Source organism: Paraburkholderia sediminicola, assembly GCF_902859805.1.
GTDB classification, from domain to species: domain Bacteria; phylum Pseudomonadota; class Gammaproteobacteria; order Burkholderiales; family Burkholderiaceae; genus Paraburkholderia; species Paraburkholderia sediminicola.
This window is the reverse complement of record NZ_CADIKC010000008.1, coordinates 257,594-273,564: the sequence shown is the minus strand read 5'-3', so window position 1 is coordinate 273,564 and position 15,971 is coordinate 257,594. Positions and strand designations below refer to the sequence as shown.

13 protein-coding genes are annotated in these 15,971 nt (G+C 62.1%); 10 read left to right on the top strand and 3 right to left on the bottom strand.

Annotated elements, in window-relative coordinates; genetic code table 11:
• Nucleotides 1–27 precede the first annotated feature (27 nt).
• From R8871_RS26395 to R8871_RS26380, 4 genes are all read left to right on the top strand, one after another.
• Nucleotides 28–1,320 (top strand): NAD(P)/FAD-dependent oxidoreductase, encoded by a 1,293-nt coding sequence (locus R8871_RS26395; RefSeq protein ID WP_175053098.1) that lies wholly within the window; start codon nucleotides 28–30, stop codon nucleotides 1,318–1,320.
• A gap of 75 nt (nucleotides 1,321–1,395) precedes the next feature.
• Nucleotides 1,396–1,776, top strand: coding sequence for a cupin domain-containing protein (locus R8871_RS26390; RefSeq protein WP_175053097.1), 381 nt, complete (start codon nucleotides 1,396–1,398; stop codon nucleotides 1,774–1,776).
• Between the two features lie 52 nt (nucleotides 1,777–1,828).
• Nucleotides 1,829–3,259 (top strand): amidase family protein, encoded by a 1,431-nt coding sequence (locus R8871_RS26385; protein WP_175053096.1) that lies wholly within the window; start codon nucleotides 1,829–1,831, stop codon nucleotides 3,257–3,259.
• Between the two features lie 63 nt (nucleotides 3,260–3,322).
• Nucleotides 3,323–4,816, top strand: a complete 1,494-nt coding sequence (locus tag R8871_RS26380; RefSeq protein ID WP_175053095.1) for an aldehyde dehydrogenase — start codon at nucleotides 3,323–3,325, stop codon at nucleotides 4,814–4,816.
• Between the two features lie 400 nt (nucleotides 4,817–5,216).
• Here the strand turns inward: R8871_RS26380 and R8871_RS26375 are convergent, their stop codons facing one another.
• Both R8871_RS26375 and R8871_RS26370 read right to left on the bottom strand, forming a co-directional pair.
• Nucleotides 5,217–6,260 (bottom strand): 2-dehydropantoate 2-reductase, encoded by a 1,044-nt coding sequence (locus tag R8871_RS26375; RefSeq protein WP_175053094.1) that lies wholly within the window; start codon nucleotides 6,258–6,260, stop codon nucleotides 5,217–5,219.
• A 138-nt stretch (nucleotides 6,261–6,398) separates the two neighbouring features.
• Nucleotides 6,399–7,166 (bottom strand): class II aldolase/adducin family protein, encoded by a 768-nt coding sequence (locus tag R8871_RS26370; RefSeq protein ID WP_175053093.1) that lies wholly within the window; start codon nucleotides 7,164–7,166, stop codon nucleotides 6,399–6,401.
• A 211-nt stretch (nucleotides 7,167–7,377) separates the two neighbouring features.
• On the opposite strand from R8871_RS26370, the gene R8871_RS26365 reads away from it, so the two are divergent.
• The 4 genes from R8871_RS26365 to R8871_RS26350 all read left to right on the top strand — a co-directional run bounded on the left by R8871_RS26365 (nucleotide 7,378) and on the right by R8871_RS26350 (nucleotide 12,925).
• The gene (locus R8871_RS26365) at nucleotides 7,378–8,082 is read left to right on the top strand and encodes a Crp/Fnr family transcriptional regulator (protein WP_175053092.1); all 705 of its coding nucleotides are present in this window, start codon (nucleotides 7,378–7,380) and stop codon (nucleotides 8,080–8,082) included.
• A gap of 298 nt (nucleotides 8,083–8,380) precedes the next feature.
• The gene (locus tag R8871_RS26360) at nucleotides 8,381–9,502 is read left to right on the top strand and encodes a polyamine ABC transporter substrate-binding protein (RefSeq protein ID WP_175053091.1); all 1,122 of its coding nucleotides are present in this window, start codon (nucleotides 8,381–8,383) and stop codon (nucleotides 9,500–9,502) included.
• A 249-nt stretch (nucleotides 9,503–9,751) separates the two neighbouring features.
• Nucleotides 9,752–11,302 (top strand): DUF3138 family protein, encoded by a 1,551-nt coding sequence (locus R8871_RS26355; protein ID WP_175053090.1) that lies wholly within the window; start codon nucleotides 9,752–9,754, stop codon nucleotides 11,300–11,302.
• A 117-nt stretch (nucleotides 11,303–11,419) separates the two neighbouring features.
• On the top strand, nucleotides 11,420–12,925 hold the full coding sequence (locus R8871_RS26350; protein WP_175053089.1) for an agmatine deiminase family protein: 1,506 nt from the start codon (nucleotides 11,420–11,422) through the stop codon (nucleotides 12,923–12,925).
• 27 nt (nucleotides 12,926–12,952) lie between these two features.
• Here R8871_RS26350 and R8871_RS26345 read toward each other — a convergent pair whose 3' ends face one another.
• A complete protein-coding gene (locus tag R8871_RS26345) occupies nucleotides 12,953–13,861 on the bottom strand; it encodes a LysR family transcriptional regulator (RefSeq protein ID WP_175053088.1) in 909 nt (302 codons plus the stop codon).
• Nucleotides 13,862–13,963: 102 nt separating this feature from the next.
• Between R8871_RS26345 and R8871_RS26340 the strand changes: the two genes are divergently transcribed.
• Together R8871_RS26340 and aguB are read left to right on the top strand one after the other, a co-directional pair.
• A complete protein-coding gene (locus R8871_RS26340) occupies nucleotides 13,964–15,016 on the top strand; it encodes an agmatine deiminase family protein (RefSeq protein ID WP_175053087.1) in 1,053 nt (350 codons plus the stop codon).
• A gap of 32 nt (nucleotides 15,017–15,048) precedes the next feature.
• Nucleotides 15,049–15,963, top strand: coding sequence for an N-carbamoylputrescine amidase (gene aguB, locus R8871_RS26335; RefSeq protein ID WP_175053086.1), 915 nt, complete (start codon nucleotides 15,049–15,051; stop codon nucleotides 15,961–15,963).
• Nucleotides 15,964–15,971: the final 8 nt, after the last annotated feature.

The following is a 15,971-nucleotide window of genomic DNA, read 5'->3' as shown; positions in this document are numbered from 1 at the left end:
GGCCGCCGCCGATCGCGAGGTTTTGTCATGCTCAAGTTTGAAAATCAGGCGCACGTCCCGTCGTATTACGCGGCCACCGCGAACGACCGGACGTGTCATCCGCCGCTCGATGCATCGGTGTCCGCCGATGTCTGCGTGATCGGCGGTGGACTCACAGGCCTTTCCACCGCGCTTAATCTCGCGGAACGCGGCTACTCGGTCGTGTTGCTCGAGGCGTCGAAGATCGGTTGGGGCGCGAGCGGACGCAACGGGGGCCAGCTGATCGCCGGCTATTCGTGTGACATCGATACGTTCTCGTCCTTCATGCCGGAAGAGGACGTGCGACGCATCTGGGCGATGGGGCTCGAGTCGGTCGAACTCGTCAAGGAGCGGGTCGCGAAGCATCAGATCGATTGCGACCTGACGTTCGGCTACCTGACCGCGGCAAACAAGCCGCGTCACGTCGACGCGCTGCGAGCCTGGCGAGATGCCGCTGAGTTACGTTTCGGTTATCGCGGGTACCGGTATGTCGAGCGTGACGAGATGCGCCAGGTCGTCGCTTCGGATCGCTACCTGGGCGGGCTTCAACATGACGGCAGCGGTCATCTGCATCCGCTCAACTACACGCTCGGTCTGGCGCGCGCGGCGCGCGACGCGGGCGTGTCGATCCACGAAGACACGAGCGCTCAGGCAATCGCGAAGACCGCGCAAGGCCATCGGGTGACATGCGCGCGTGGGCAGGTGGACGCGCGCTACGTCGTGCTTGCATGTAACGCCTATCTCGGCCGGCTGGCACCGGCGCTTGCGCGCAAGATCATGCCGGTGGCGACCTACCTGATCGCGACCGAGCCGCTCGGCGACGCGAGGGCAAGCGACACGATGCCAACGGACGTGGCGATCAGCGACTGCAATGCAGCGCTCGACTATTTCCGTTTGACGACGGACCGCCGGATGCTGTGGGGCGGCAAGGCGAGCAGTTCAACCCGCACGCCGCGCGAGCTCGCCGCTGCCATGCGACGGGACATGCTCAAGACGTTTCCGCAACTCGCCGACGCGAAGATCGACTACGCGTGGGGCGGCTTCGTCGACGCGACGATGAATCGCGCGCCGCATTTCGGGCGACTCGAGCCGACCGTGTATTTCGCGCAGGGCTTTTCCGGGCACGGTGTGAACGTCACGGGGCTTGCGGGCCGGCTGATCGCAGAGGCGATCGATGCGCAGGCCGCCCGCTTCGATCTGTTCGGCAAGATCCGGCACCGCGACTTTCCGGGTGGACGCCTCATGCGCACGCCGATGCTGATGCTCGCGATGACCTGGCACAGGATGATGGATGCGTTTTGAACCGCGTTGGCCCAAAGCGCGTTCGAGCGCGCGGCAACTCACCTATATCGAACATTGCACACCTTCGAGGCGCTTATGACAGACATCACCGGGATCGTGGACCTGATGCGGGACCCCGCGGATCTGACCCAGTCCCGCGTACCGCGCGGGCTGCTGCTGGCCGGCAATCCGATGCAGACGCTCACGCATCACTACATCAGTCCCTGCGGACAGTTCAGCTCCGGCATCTGGGAGAGCACGCCGGGCCATTGGACGATCGAGTACGACGAGTCCGAATACTGTGAGATGTTGAGTGGCGTGGTAATCGTGCGTGACATGGAGGGGCGCGAAAAGGTGCTGCGCGCCGGGGATCGCTTTGTGATTCCCTCGGGTTTTCGCGGCACCTGGGAGGTCGTGGAGGCGTGCAGGAAGATCTACGCGTCGCACGCCCCGCTAGTCGAGCCGTCGCAGGTGTAGCGCGACAGTTCGACTTGCACCGTCAATCATCGGAATCAATCAGGAGCATGACATGACTCAGGATTTGTGGCGGCTGAGCGCCACGGAAATGGTCGAACGCGTCGCGCGTCGCGATGTGTCGTCGACGGAACTCACGCTGAGTTGTCTACAGCGACTCGAGGACGTGAATCCGCGCATCAACGCGATCGTCGACGTGCTGGCCGATAGCGCACTCGTGGCCGCGGCGCAGGCCGATGCCGCGATCGCGCGGCGCGAGCCGGTCGGACCGATCCACGGTGTGCCGGTGACGGTCAAGATCAATGTCGACATGGCCGGCTACGCGACTACCAACGGTGTGAGAGCGTTCAGGGATCTCGTCGCAAGCGAGGACAGCCCTGTGGTCGCGAACCTGCGCAAAGCCGGTGCGATCGTGATCGGCCGCAGTAACGCGCCGGCGTTTTCCTATCGCTGGTTCACCGACAACGACCTGCATGGCCGCACGCTGAATCCGTGGAATCCGCAGCTGACGCCCGGGGGCTCAAGTGGTGGGGCGTCGGCTGCGGTCGCCGCCGGCATCGGCGCGATCGCGCACGGCAACGACCTTGGTGGCTCGATCCGCTATCCGGCCTACGCGTGCGGTGTCGCCGGCCTCAGGCCGAGCACCGGCCGCGTTCCCGCGTACAACCCGACGCAGACGAAAGACCGCACGCTTGCGGTCCAGCTCGCATCGGTACAGGGACCGCTCGCGAGAACGGTCGGCGACCTGCGCATTGCGCTGCAGGCGATGGCGGGCGGTGATCCGCGCGACGCATGGTGGATGCCGGTAGAGCCGCTCGGCCAGCGCGCGCCGTTTCCTGTGCGCGTCGCCGTCTGTGCGGAACTGCCGGGTATCCGTTCCGACGCCGCGGTCGTCGACGCGATCCGGCAGGCGGCGGGCTGGCTCGAGGAGGCGGGTTGCATCGTCGAAGAAGCGGTCCCACCGCAAATGACCGAAGCGAGCGCGCTGTGGCTGGACCTCGTCACCAACGAAGCGAGGAGTGGGCTCGGCGACGTCATCATGCAGCATGGCGACGATGCGATTCGTACGGCGTTCAGCAGTCAGCGCCGGCTTGCCGCGCCGCTCGATCTGGCCGGCTACATGAATGGTCTGGCGCGGCGCACCGGCCTGTTGCGGGACTGGCAGCGCTTCTTCGAGCGCTACCCGTTGCTGCTGATGCCGGTGTCATGTGCGCAGCCGTTTGCGATCGACGAGGACCAGCGCGGCGACGACGCGATGCGGCGCATCCTCGACATGCAGAGTCCGCTGCTCGCGACCGCGTTGCTCGGACTGCCGGGGTTGTCCGTGCCGACCGGCGTGCGCGATGGTGTGCCGATGGGCGTTCAGCTTGTCGCCGGCCGCTTTCAGGAAGCGCTGTGCCTCGCGGCGGGTGAAGCGATCGAGGCGCGTGCGGGAACTTGCACGCCGATCGATCCAGTCGGTTCGGCGATACGTCGCGCGGTTTGAGATGAGGGCAGGTAACGAGGCACGCGGTGTGCCTGTCGAACAACTCTGAATATAGGCATCCTGATGAATAAGAAAACTTTCTCGGACTGGCAGGACAAAGCCGCCGGCATAGAAATCGAAGGGCGTGCATTTATCGATGGCACGCTGCGCCACGCGCACAGCGAAAGGACATTCACCTGTGCGAGTCCGATCGATGGCCGCGTGCTGACCCGTGTTGCTGATTGCGGTGAAGCAGATGTCGACGCGGCCGTCACGGCGGCCCGTCGGGCATTCGACACGCAGGTATGGGCAGGCATGAATCCGCGCGATCGCAAGGCTGTGCTACTGCGCTGGGCTGCATTGATGCGTGAGCACCTCGACGAGCTGGCTTTGCTCGAAACACTCGACGCAGGCAAGCCGATCGGTGACACCACGGCCATTGACATACCGGCTGCTGCGCACTGCGTCGAATGGTATGCCGAGGCGATCGACAAGATGGGCGGTGAGGTCGTGCCGGCCGACCATCATCTCGTTGGTCTCGTGACACGCGAGCCCGTGGGTGTCGTCGCGGCGGTGGTGCCGTGGAACTTCCCGCTGCTGATGGCGGCGTGGAAGTTTGCCCCGGCGCTTGCCACCGGTAACAGTGTGGTGCTCAAACCCTCCGAGAAATCGCCGCTCACAGCGATTCGCGTCGCCCGCCTGGCGCACGAAGCAGGCCTGCCGCCGGGCGTATTCAATGTCGTGCCCGGCGGCGCTGAGCCGGGCAGGTTGCTCGCGCTGCATCATGGCGTCGACTGCATTGCGTTCACCGGTTCGACGAGAACGGGAAGGCAGATCATGGAATGCGCCGCGCAATCCAACCTGAAGCGGGTGTGGCTCGAACTCGGGGGCAAGTCAGCGAACATCGTGCTGCCTGACTACCCCGATCTCGATCGCGCAGCGAAGGCGGCGGCCGACGCGATTTTCTTCAACATGGGCCAGGTGTGCACGGCGGGTTCGAGGCTCCTCGTGCATCGGGATATCAAGGACGCTTTTGTCGCGAAGGTGGCCGCCGCTGCGCGCGCCTATGAGCCGGGTCATCCGCTCGATCCGTCGGTGACGATGGGGCCTGTCGTCGATCGTATCCAGTTCGAGCGCGTGGCGGCTTATATCGATGCAGGCCGCCGGGAAGGCCGGCTGGTGACGGGCGGCGCGCGAGTCAGGGAGGAGACCGGCGGCTTCTATGTCGAACCGACCGTGTTCGAGGTCAAGCCGGATGCGAAAATTGCCCGCGAAGAAATTTTCGGACCGGTTCTGTCCGTGATCGAGTTCGATCACGTGGACGAAGCGGTGCACATCGCGAACGACACCGAATACGGCCTCGCGGCTGCCGTATGGTCCGGCGATCTGGCGACTGCGCACGAGGTGGCGAGGCGCCTGCGCGCAGGAACAGTCTGGATCAACGGTTACAACGAAGGGGCCGACGACATGAATTTTCCGTTCGGCGGTTACAAGCAGTCGGGCAACGGCCGCGACAAGTCTCTGCACGCGCTCGAGAAGTATACGGAGTTGAAGTCGACGATCGTGCGGCTGCGCTAGGTGATGTTCAGGCTTGCACCGAACGTGTTTCGGTGCGAGCTTATAACCCGCTGAGCCGCCAGGCCGACTTGTGGCCGGGGAGACTAGGGCGCGGATGCCGGCCCGGCGCTCCCGGCCTTTTGAGGCGCGACGTTCTGGTGAGTCTTTTTGTGTGTACTGCGCGCTTTGTGTTCGGCTTTCCGCTGCGTGTCCTGCATCTGCTTCGTCCCGGGGGCGCGTGTCTGTGCCACGGCTTCCGGCGCAAATGCAAATGACACAGCAAGACTTGCGAAGACTGCCAGCGCAACCACGAAGCGATTTTTCATGATTCTCTCCCAGGTCAGACGCCGGGGGGCGTGACCAAGTCATCAATCTACTCCATTGACGGCATGGCCGCGACCCGATGCGCGTGCGCCGGCGTTCAGATTTTTGCAGGCAATGGCAAAGTGGTATGGGCTGCGGCCCGCATCTCAGCCAGCAATGCTTCGCCTGACCACGAAGGGCGCACATTGGCTCGTTCGGCTTCCCGCACGAGTTCGCACAGCCGCGCGTTGACCGGCGCCGTTTGCCCAAGGCGTTGGGCAAGCCGCACGACCTCGCCATTGATCCAGTCGATTTCCGTGGCGCGTCCGGCCGCCAGGTCGTCGGACATCGATGAGCGCGCGAGCGGATCGATCGTCAGCATCGCGCGACCCAGCCGTTCGAACAATGCATCGGGCACGCTCAGAACACGCGGTATCCAGGTGGTTGGAAGCGGCGTCACTCTGGCTGGCCGTATGCCGGCCTGCTTCAGAAGCGCGAGCGCTTCTTTCTGCGCCATCGCGAGGCAGAGCCGGTAGGCGCGTTGCGAGAGCTCCTCCTTCAAAGGCCGGTTCGCCAACGCGTTGATGGCATTGTTGAGGTTGAGCAACAGCTTCGCCCACTGCACCGGCAACATATCGGCGTGCTGGATCAGCGGCAGGCCCGCTCTCCTGAACTCCTCGACGAACGGCTGCATAGCCGGCGCATGCCTGATCTCCAGTTCTCCCGCTGAACCCTGATGAAACGCGCCAGGACCGCGTTCGACGACATTGAACGGCACCATGCCCTCCAGCACCGTGTGCTGTGGCAGCGCGGCGCGCAGCACGTCCGCATTGCCAATGCCGTTCTGGAAGCTCACGACGATCGTGCCGGGACGTAGCACGTTCGCCAGTTCGGCCGCGGCGGTGGGCGTCGCGGCAGACTTGACGGTGACGAGCACGAGATCGGCTGCGGCGGCGCTGGCCGCGTCCGTCGATACGTCGATGCGCTCCGACGGGGCATGCCAGCGGCTATCGTCGTGCCGCGACAGCGTGATGCCTTGATTGCGCAACTGGTCGGCCACGCGTGCACGTCCTATGAACGTGACGTCGCTCCCTCCGGCAAGAAGCCGTCCGCCGACATAGCAACCGATTGAGCCGGCGCCGTAGATAAAGATCTTTGCCATACAGGTTCTCACGTGACCTACCAGATTACATCCGCGTTGCGTTGAATTGCCAAACGCGGCCTATGACGCCTAATACATGCTTATGCTGTTTGTCCGGCATATGCCATCGTGTGCCGGACATCTTGCGAACGGACAGCGTTAGTCCGCATATCCAGGGTTGCGGCGATCGAGCCGGCGCAACAGCCCAGGCCACACCAGCGCGCCGGGCGTGAGGCCGCGCGTCGCCATCCGGATCTGGTCCTTGATGCCGGCGAGAATCGGCTCGGGGATGGACGTGAGCTTGCCGCCACCCGACTGGGCGCGCACCTGAATCATGCAGGCCGCTTCAAAGAAGTACATGGCGACGAAGGCGTCCGCCGGCGCCGCGCCAACCGTCAGCAGGCCGTGATTGCGCAGCATCAGGTACGTGTTGCTTCCGAGGTCTTCAACGAGGCGGGGCTTCTCGGCTTCATTGAGCGCGATGCCTTCGTAGTCGTGGTAGCCGAGCGATGCCAGCACACCGAGTGACTGCTGGGAGAGCGGCAGCAATCCCGCTTCCTGCGCCGACACGGCAACGCCGTTGACCGAGTGAGTGTGCATCACGCAATGGGCGTCTTCGCGAGCCGCATGCACGGCGCTATGGATCGTAAAGCCGGCCGGATTGACGTCATACGGCGATTCGGCAACCTTGCGGCCGTCGAGACCGATCTTGACCAGCGAAGACGCGGTGATCTCGTCGAACATCATGCCGTACGGGTTGATCAGGAAATGGTGTTCGGGGCCCGGTACGCGCGCCGAGATATGGGTAAACACCAGATCGTCCCACCCAAACAGCGCCGTGAGCCGGTACGCGGCCGCGAGATTGACTCGCGCTTCCCATTCGGCGGGTGAAACGTCGTTCTTCAGACTGACAGCAGATGAGGCCACGTCGACACTCCTTATTCGTTGGTTCAAGCAAGGGAACAACCTGGAATAACCCGGAACAACACAGAATAGCGCCCTGCGAATTCGCTCATTTTGCGCCCGCGGTGCTGCAGGGGCGGCAGGGGCCAAAGTCATTGCGTCGTCAGATGCGCATCCACATGATGTTCGCGAACCCGCCTAAAATCTGTCGGATACCCGACAGGTCGACGCGCCCATGGAATCCAGCCTGCACCGCTACCGGTCACAACTCGAAACGACCCCGTGGTTCCGGGGCCTGCCTGTCGAGTTGCGGGACTATCTGATCAGCCATGCCAGCCTGCTTACGCTGGAAAAGGGCCAATCCCTGTATCGACGCGGCGAACAGTCTTATGGCCTGTACGCCGTGCTGGGCGGCGCACTCGCTATCGGGACAGTCGGGATGGACGGGAAAGAGGCGTTGCTCGCGGTGCTCGGACCGACTGCATGGGTGGGGGAAATCTCAATGTTCGACGGGCTGCCGCGGCCGAACGACGCCACCGCCGTCAGCAGGACGTTGTTGCTGCACGTGCCCGGGGCCGCGCTGCAGGACCTGCTCGACTCCACGCCCCGTTATTGGCGCGATTTTGCGTTGTTGATGGCGCAAAGACTTCGAGTTTCGTTTGAGAACGCCGAAGCGATGACCCTGTTGCCCGCGGCACAGCGCGTGGCAAACCGCTTGCTCATGATCGCCAGCGGTTATGGTGGTCTCAACGCCTCGCAGAACAGGATCAGGGTTTCGCAAGACAGCCTGGCTTCGATGGTGTCGCTGTCGCGGCAAACCACGAATCAGTTGCTCAGGAACCTCGAAAGCGAACGCATCGTGAGCCTGAAATCCGGGGAAATCACCATTCTCGATTTCGACCGTTTGCGCGCAGCCAGTCTCGGCGATCCCAATCCGTAACTGTCGCACCGGTTCGTCGCGGTGTGGGTGAACACGGGTGTCTAAACCCGTGTCGAAGGCTGCCCGCTGCCAAAGACATGAGAGAAATTGATCAAACCAAGCAAAAAACATCAATTCTCATCAGATATTGTTCGACCCACAATGGCACACCCGTCGGCAAAGCGGGAGACGCGATACCACATGGGCAACGATCTTCATCCATTTCCGTCGCCATTCAGATCATCAAAATAGATAGGAATAGAAAGCATCTACATTCCTGCCTTCCTTCACGACAATCTATTGCCTCAAGGGAATAAAAATGCGCTTTTGTCATCTTCGTCATGAGATCGCGGGTGCCGCTTCTGTTGCGATCATCGGACTTCTTTTGTTCTGTTCGCCGCCGGTGATGGCGGCCGATGCCGAACTCAACGTCTACAACTGGTCGGACTACATCGCCAAAGATACGATCCCGAACTTCGAAAAGGAGTCGGGCATTCACGTGAAATACGATAACTACGACAGTGACGACACGCTGCAGGCCAAGCTTCTCGCAGGGAGTTCAGGTTTCGACGTCGTGGTGCCGTCGTCGAACTACATGGCGCGGCAGATTCAGGCCGGCATGCTTCAGAAGCTCGACAAGTCGCAAATCCCGAACTTGAGGAATCTCGACCCGCTACTCATGAAAATGATCGCGGATGCCGATCCGGGTGCGCAATACGGTGTGCCCTGGGCGTACGGCTCCGATGGCATCGGCTACAACGTGCAGGAAGTGAAGAAAGCGCTGGGTGAGAACGCGCCCGTCGACAGCTGGGCGCTGGTGTTCGATCCGGCTAACGTTTCGAAGCTGAAAAGCTGTGGCGTCTCGTTCCTCGATCAGGCCACCGACGCATTCGCGAGCGCCTTGCAGTACTTGCACAAGGATCCGAACAGTTCGAATCCCGCCGACTATCAGGCCGCCTTCGATCTGCTGAAGAAGGTGCGGCCCTACATCACCCAGTTCAATTCTTCTGGCTACATCAATGACCTCGCGAATAACGACGTCTGCGTGGCCGTCGGCTGGTCCGGCGACGTGGGCATTGCGCGGCGGCGCGCGGCCGAGGCGAAACGGTCCTATGAGATTCGTTTCTCGAACGTGAAGGAAGGTGGCCTGCTGTGGTTCGACGTGATGGTGATCCCGAAGGACGCGCCGCATCCCGAAGCGGCCATGAAGTGGATCAACTATATCGAAGACCCGAAGGTCAACGCGGCGATCACTAACGAAGTGTTCTACCCGACCGCGAACCGTGCCGCGCGGCCGTTCGTCAACCAGGTCGTGTCGCAGGACCTGAGCGTTTATCCGGGCGATGAGGTGCTGAGCAAGATGACCCTGATGAAGCCGCTGCCTATCGACATTGTCCGGCTGGAAAACCGCCTTTGGGCGCAACTCAAGGCCGGTCGTTAACCGTGTCGATCGGCGTCGAGCAGCGTGGTTTCAGCGGGCGTTGATCGCCGCGCTGTCTGAAGCCACCGCCACGTTAGCCCGTCTGCGCCCATAGCGCGCGGACACCCTTTTCCTGAGCGCAGTACGTCTTGTGAGCCGCTTTGCGAGCCTCGCATGGGCGCGTTCGTGCGCGCGTCCCGTGAGACGCAGGCTCGCGACGGCCAGGGCATGGACAGATTCATCGCAATACAACAAACGAGGAGACTTCGCGTGAGAAAGAAATTGATTTGTCTGCTGGTGGCGGGCTGTCTGCCCGGCCTCGCGCTTGCAGACACCACGGCCGGGCAAATCCGGGCATTGCAGGCGCAGCTCGATGCGCTGCAAAAAGAGGTGAAGCGATTGCAGACGCAGCCGCCTGCTAAACCGGCTGCAGCCGAGCCCACGCTCGCACCCGCACCGGTCGATGTCTCATCGTCCGCCTATGGCAAAGCGCAGGCGACGCTGACCAACGACGACGTCACGTCTATGAAGCAGCAGCTTGCCAATCAGCAACTGAAGGTGAACTCGCTCGAAGACGCAGCGAACACCGGGCCGCTTGCCGGTCTCTCGGTGACGGGTTATATCGATCCGACCTACCTGTATAACCGCGCGCAAGGCAGCTCCTCGTTCCTGTTCGCGAACCATGAAAGCACCGGCGGCTACTTCAACAGCACGTTCGGCGATCTGTATCTCGACATCAAGAAGACTTTCGGCGTCGGGCCGATGGCGCCGTCGGCCGAAATCACCCTGATGCCCAATCGCGGCAATGGCATTACGCTGCTGCAGAACGAGCATGGCCAGATCGGCAACAACATCCTGAATACGGCGGTTGTCAGCGTGCCGCTGTCGGGCACGACGACCTTCGTCGCGGGCCTGATGTCGAGCTTCGGCGGCTACGAAGTGCAGCAGTCGAATCAGATGCTCACGCTGACCCACAACCTGCTGTATGACTTCTCCGATCCAGGCAGCTATATCGGCCTCGGTGCGAACTACTCGAAGGGTAATTGGGCGTGGAAGTTCCTGCTCGGCAATGAACAGTACCGGACCAACGGCGCCATCACGCAGACCGGCACGAACGCGCTTGGCGATCCGATCACAACCAGCAACAAGGTGCCGACCTTCACGGCACGCGCGGACTATACGTGGTCGAGCGCGCTCGATATCGGCGCGTCGTTCAACATCGGCCGGCAGACTTTGCCGAGCGCCATCAATCCGGCAACCGGCGCGGTGAGCTACGGCGTGAGCGGTCAGGCGCCCAGCGGATTCGGCACGTTCTTCTTCTCGGAAGCCGACCTGACTTACCAGCTCGCCGACGTTCAGTACAACGTCGAACTCGACTATGGCCAACAGCAGAACGCCGCATTCAACGGCGGCCAGGCGCAATGGTATGGCGTCTCGTTGCTCGCGCATCGCAAGTTCAGCTTGCCAGGCGTCGGCCGGATGGGCGCGACGCTGCGCTACGACTTCCTCGCCGACAGCAAGAACGGCGGTGGGGGTGGCGGCGTTGCGCTGAACGGGCAGGGGCGCGATCCATACAACGGGTTCGGCATCGGCGCGGACTGCTTTGCCAATGCGCAGGCGAGCGGCGGGTTGGGCCTGCAGTGCAAGGGCTCGAATCGTCAGGACGTCGCGCTCGACCTGCTGTTCTTCCCGAGCGCGCAGATCACGGTGAAAGTCGAATACCGGCACGATTGGGCCAATAACAAGGTGTTCCTGCGCAACGACGGCTCTTACAGCAGTTCCAACGATCTGCTGGCCACACAGTTTATCTATTCGTTCTAGCACGGCATACCGCAGCGCTATCCGCGCTATCGCGCTGATGGTGCCGCGACTTGCCGTGTGCCGGAGATTCACCGTCATCAAGCCTCGCGCAGATGACTCATCACTCATGGAGATGCGATGAAAGACAGAAGCACCAAACCGTTGTGCGTGGCGCCCGTTCACTCGCCACTGACACGCCGCGGCTTTATCAAGGGATCGGCCACGCTGCTCGGCGTGTCGTTGGTGGGAACGCTGGCGGGTTGCGGAGGCGGCGATGCATCCTCGAATCCGGCGGCGGTTCGCTCGTCAGCCCGCTTAACGGCAAACCAGCCGGCGTACCTTCTGCCGGCCGAGAATTTATCCCATACGGCGACGTATATGGCGTTTGCCTCGGGAACGGAAGGGATCTGGACGCCGGTCACGCCACAGAGCACGGATGCGGGCATCGAGCGGGTTCGCGCTGATCTCATGGATGTGGCAAAAGCAATCGGCACGTACGAGCCGGTCAACATGCTGGTGTTGCCCGTCGATCTGAGCGCAGCGCAGACCTTGCTGGCGACGGCGAGCGGCGCGAATCCCGGCATCCACGCGAACTATCTGGCGCGCGGAACGGGCGTGGGCGGTGTCAATCTGATCCCGCTCGCCAATGGCTTCGACGATTTCTGGACGCGCGACACGGGCTGTCTGTTCGTCAAGGACACGGCTAACGGCAACGCATTGTGCGCCGTGAGCTTCAACTTCAGCGGCTGGGGCAACGCGAATACGGACGGTTTGAGCCTCAACGCGGGGATGACGGTACCGCCTTCGGTTGCTGCGAGCAGCAACAAATCCAAGGCGGGCAAATTTTTCCAGCCGTTTGCAAACGACCACACGCTGGCGGGGTGGATGGCGAAGACGAACAATGCGACGCTGATTCAGAGCACATTGACGCTCGAAGGTGGGGCGATTGAATTCGACGGCGAGGCGACGGCGATCCTCACGGAATCCGCCGTGCTGCACGTCAACCGCAATCCGCAGCTTTTCAACATTCCGAACGGCGTGGTCGCTCACGCTACGCTTCTGCCGACCGCGAAAGACACGGTGCTGGCCGAATTGCAACGCACGCTGGGCGTGCAGAAAATCATCTGGATTCCGGGCACGGCGATCTTTCCGCGCGGCTGCGGAGCCGGTGGCCGAGGCGGAGCCGCGACGCCTGCCAAGGAAACCGACATCACGAATGGGCACGTCGATTTCTACGCGAAGTTCCTGGCGCCCGGCGTTGTCGCCTATTGCTACGACGCGTCGAACTCAATGGGCGAGCGGGCGCTGACCGAAGCCAACTGGCAGCGTTTGAACAATCAAACGGATGCGAGCGGGAGAACGCTTCAACTGATCGAGCTGACCATGCCGGCAAATTATGGAACCTCGAACGGTGTCACGTTGAACGACAGTCAGCTGACGAACTTCGCCGCCGGTTACGTCAACTTTTACACCTGCAACGGCGCGATCATCGTGCCGAAATTCAACGATGCTGCTGCCGACTCCGCCGCGATAGCGACCCTCCGACCCTACGCCGGCTCGCGGGACATCGTTCAGGTGGACATTACGGGGATTGCGTCGGGTGGCGGCGGCATTCATTGCACGACGAGAGAGCTTCCCGCGTAAATGAGCCGGCTGTGGTCCTGATGCACGCTAGGCGCCGGGACCACGGCCGGCATCGGCCTCTTTACCTTGCGCCAGTAGCCATTCGAACATCTGCTCGACGACGGGTGAGCGCGACATTCCGGCCACGCGCGATATCCACCACGTCATACCGGGCAAACGCGGGTAATCGGCGAGGATGGTCAAAGCGCCCTGATCGATGCTGCCTTGCGCCACGAGCCGGGACAGGCAGGCAATGCCACGCCCGCGCAGTACGGCGTCCAGCACCAGACGCTGATCGTCATAGATCGCGTTCATGCGATAGGCCGATAGCTGCCCGCGGAAAATCGGCGCGGTGCTCTCGCTGGTCAGGTTCTCTTCCAGGCAGATAAGACCCGTATGCAAATGATGTTTGGCGCGCGGCACGCGGTCTAATTTTGCCGCCAGTTCCGTTGCGCACACGGTCACCCATTCGTCGTGCAGAAACGGCAGTTCCAGCAGGCCGGCCTGTTGCATTGGCCGCGCGCCGATTGTCATGTCGACGTCGATCTCATCGACATAACGCGCGCTCTCGTCGGTGGAGAGCAGTGGGCATAGATCGGGAAGCACCTGTCGCAATTGATCGAGACGCGGTTGCAGCCAGCCGTGCAGCAACGGCGCGGGACACACAAGCACGACCAGCCCGGGGTCCAGATAGGTGGCGATCCGGCCGAGCCCGCTGCGCAGTGTTTCCATCGAGCGCTGCACGCTTCGTTGCAGCACCTCGCCGGCGACCGTCAATTCGACGCCACGGCCGATTCTGCGAAATAGCGGTTGCCCTAGTTGCTCTTCGAGCTGCTGGATCTGGTGGCTGATCGCCGATTGCGAGAGGTGCAGTTCATCGGCCGCGCGGGAGAAATTGCCCAGTCTGGCGGCTGCTTCGAAGCCCATCAGCAGCTTCAGGGAGGGGACGCGTTGCATTGAGGTATGAGAAAAGTTGATTGATTTGACCAATAAACATCATTTTTCATCAAGTTTAACCCGTATCACAATGGCTCACCACCTAACGACGGAGAAAGAGGAATGAGTCGCTTTGACGCTCGCGAATACGGCTACCGGATGCCTGCTGAATGGGAAACGATGGACACCACCTGGTTGGGATGGCCGATTCTGGAAGGCCGTGAAGATCTATGGGGGAGCCACTATCTCAGGGTCTGCCGGGAATTCGCACTGGTCGCGCAGACGATTGCCCGCTATCAGCGTTGCGTAGTGAGCGCTCATCACAGCCAGGCGGATGCCGCGCGCGAGTTGCTCGGCAACAGCGTCGAAGTTCTCAGCGTTGCCGCAGAAGATAACTGGCTGCGCGACTGCGGGCCGATTTTTCTGCTGGGCGAGCGTGGGCAATTGGGCGCCGCCGCGTTCCGCTTCAATTGTTGGGGCGAGAAATACCAGCCTTACGACGGTTGCCAGCAGGTGGGGCAGGACATCGCCCGCGCGGCCGGGGCGCAGATCTTCAATTCCCACATGGTGCTGGAAGGCGGCGCTTTTTACGTGGACGGGCAGGGCACGCTGGTCACCACCGAAAGCTGCCTGCTGCATCCGAACCGCAATCCGCACATGAACCGCGTTGAAATCGAGGCCGAACTCAGGCGCATGCTTGGGGTGGAGAAGATTATCTGGTTGCCTGGCAATCCGGACGAAGTGGAAACCAATGGGCATGTGGACGGCATTGCGTCGTTTATCGCGCCGGGCAGGATGCTGTGCCAGACCGCGAGTCCGGTGCAGGGCGATTACTTTCATGTGATGCGTGAGAATCGCCGCGCCCTGGAATTGGCCACTGATGCTGCCGGCCGGCGTTTTGAACTGCTCGACCTGCCCTCGCCGATCATCAGCGAACGCTATGGCTCCGAGCGCTACTGCGATTGCTACGCGAACTACATTCTGGTCAACGGCGCGGTGATCTCGACCGCGTTTGGCGTAGAGCAGGACGAGGCCGCACGCGAGGTCTTTGCCAAGGCGTTCCCGGGGCGGCGCGTGGAGTTGCTGCCGATTCCCACTTTGTCGATCGGCGGCGGCAGCATTCATTGCTCGACGCAGCAGCAGCCCGCTGTCACCACTGACGTCACCGCCAACTGATCCAGAGCGGATCCGAACGAAGGAACCTTCACATGTCGTCGAGAAACATCACCGTAGCGTCGGTGCAAATGGCATCGGGCAGTTGGACCTTTGAAGACAATATGGCCACGGCGGAACGTTTGATCCGTGAGGCCGCATCGCAGGGCGCCAACCTCGTGTTGTGCCCCGAGCTTTTCATGATGCCGTACTTCTGTCTGGATCAGAACGTGCAGCATCTGGAACTGGCCGAACCGTTCGCGGGTAATCCCAGGATTGCCCGCTTCGCAAAGCTCGCCGGCGAACTGGGCATCGTGTTGCCGATCGGGTTTTTCGAGCGGGCCGGTAATGCCGCCTACAACTCGATCGCCGTCGCCGATGCCGACGGCACAGTACTCGGCGTGTATCGCAAGACGCACATTCCGGATGGCCCGGGTTATACGGAGAAGTTCTATTTCACGCCGGGCGACACGGGCTTCAAGGTGTGGGACACGCGCTTCGGCAAGATCGGCATCGGCATCTGCTGGGATCAGTGGTATCCGGAGACGGCCCGTAGCCTCGCGTTGATGGGCGCGGAAATCCTGTGCTTTCCGACCATCATCGGATCCGAGCCGTTCAGCAGCGACTTCGACTCCGCCGGTCATTGGCAACGCACGATGCAGGGCCATGCCGCGGCCAATATGGTGCCGGTGGTGACGGCCAACCGGATTGGCCGCGAAGTCGGCTTCGGCAACGGCAATCCGCAACAACAGGGCCTCGCCGGCGTGTTCTATGGCTCCAGCTTCATTGCGGATCACACGGGCGCGAAGCTGGCTGAAGCCAATCGCACGGACGAAACCGTTCTTCTGCACACGTTCGATCTGGACGCCATCCGCGCGGATAGACAGTCATGGGGATTCTTCCGCGATCGCCGCCCGGAAATGTATCGCACGCTGCTGACGAGCGACGGCGCCTCTTCATGCTATCGCTAAGGAATACG

Excerpts from the sequence above, each read along its gene's own strand:
- R8871_RS26390 (WP_175053097.1), top strand. The coding sequence starts at position 1,396 with ATGACAGACATCACCGGGATCGTGGACCTGATGCGGGACCCCGCGGAT.
- aguB (WP_175053086.1), top strand. The coding sequence starts at position 15,049 with ATGTCGTCGAGAAACATCACCGTAGCGTCGGTGCAAATGGCATCGGGC.
- R8871_RS26360 (WP_175053091.1), top strand. The coding sequence starts at position 8,381 with ATGCGCTTTTGTCATCTTCGTCATGAGATCGCGGGTGCCGCTTCTGTT.
- R8871_RS26365 (WP_175053092.1), top strand. The coding sequence starts at position 7,378 with ATGGAATCCAGCCTGCACCGCTACCGGTCACAACTCGAAACGACCCCG.
- R8871_RS26385 (WP_175053096.1), top strand. The coding sequence starts at position 1,829 with ATGACTCAGGATTTGTGGCGGCTGAGCGCCACGGAAATGGTCGAACGC.
- R8871_RS26395 (WP_175053098.1), top strand. The coding sequence starts at position 28 with ATGCTCAAGTTTGAAAATCAGGCGCACGTCCCGTCGTATTACGCGGCC.
- R8871_RS26350 (WP_175053089.1), top strand. The coding sequence starts at position 11,420 with ATGAAAGACAGAAGCACCAAACCGTTGTGCGTGGCGCCCGTTCACTCG.
- R8871_RS26380 (WP_175053095.1), top strand. The coding sequence starts at position 3,323 with ATGAATAAGAAAACTTTCTCGGACTGGCAGGACAAAGCCGCCGGCATA.
- R8871_RS26345 (WP_175053088.1), bottom strand. The coding sequence starts at position 13,861 with ATGCAACGCGTCCCCTCCCTGAAGCTGCTGATGGGCTTCGAAGCAGCC.
- R8871_RS26340 (WP_175053087.1), top strand. The coding sequence starts at position 13,964 with ATGAGTCGCTTTGACGCTCGCGAATACGGCTACCGGATGCCTGCTGAA.
- R8871_RS26375 (WP_175053094.1), bottom strand. The coding sequence starts at position 6,260 with ATGGCAAAGATCTTTATCTACGGCGCCGGCTCAATCGGTTGCTATGTC.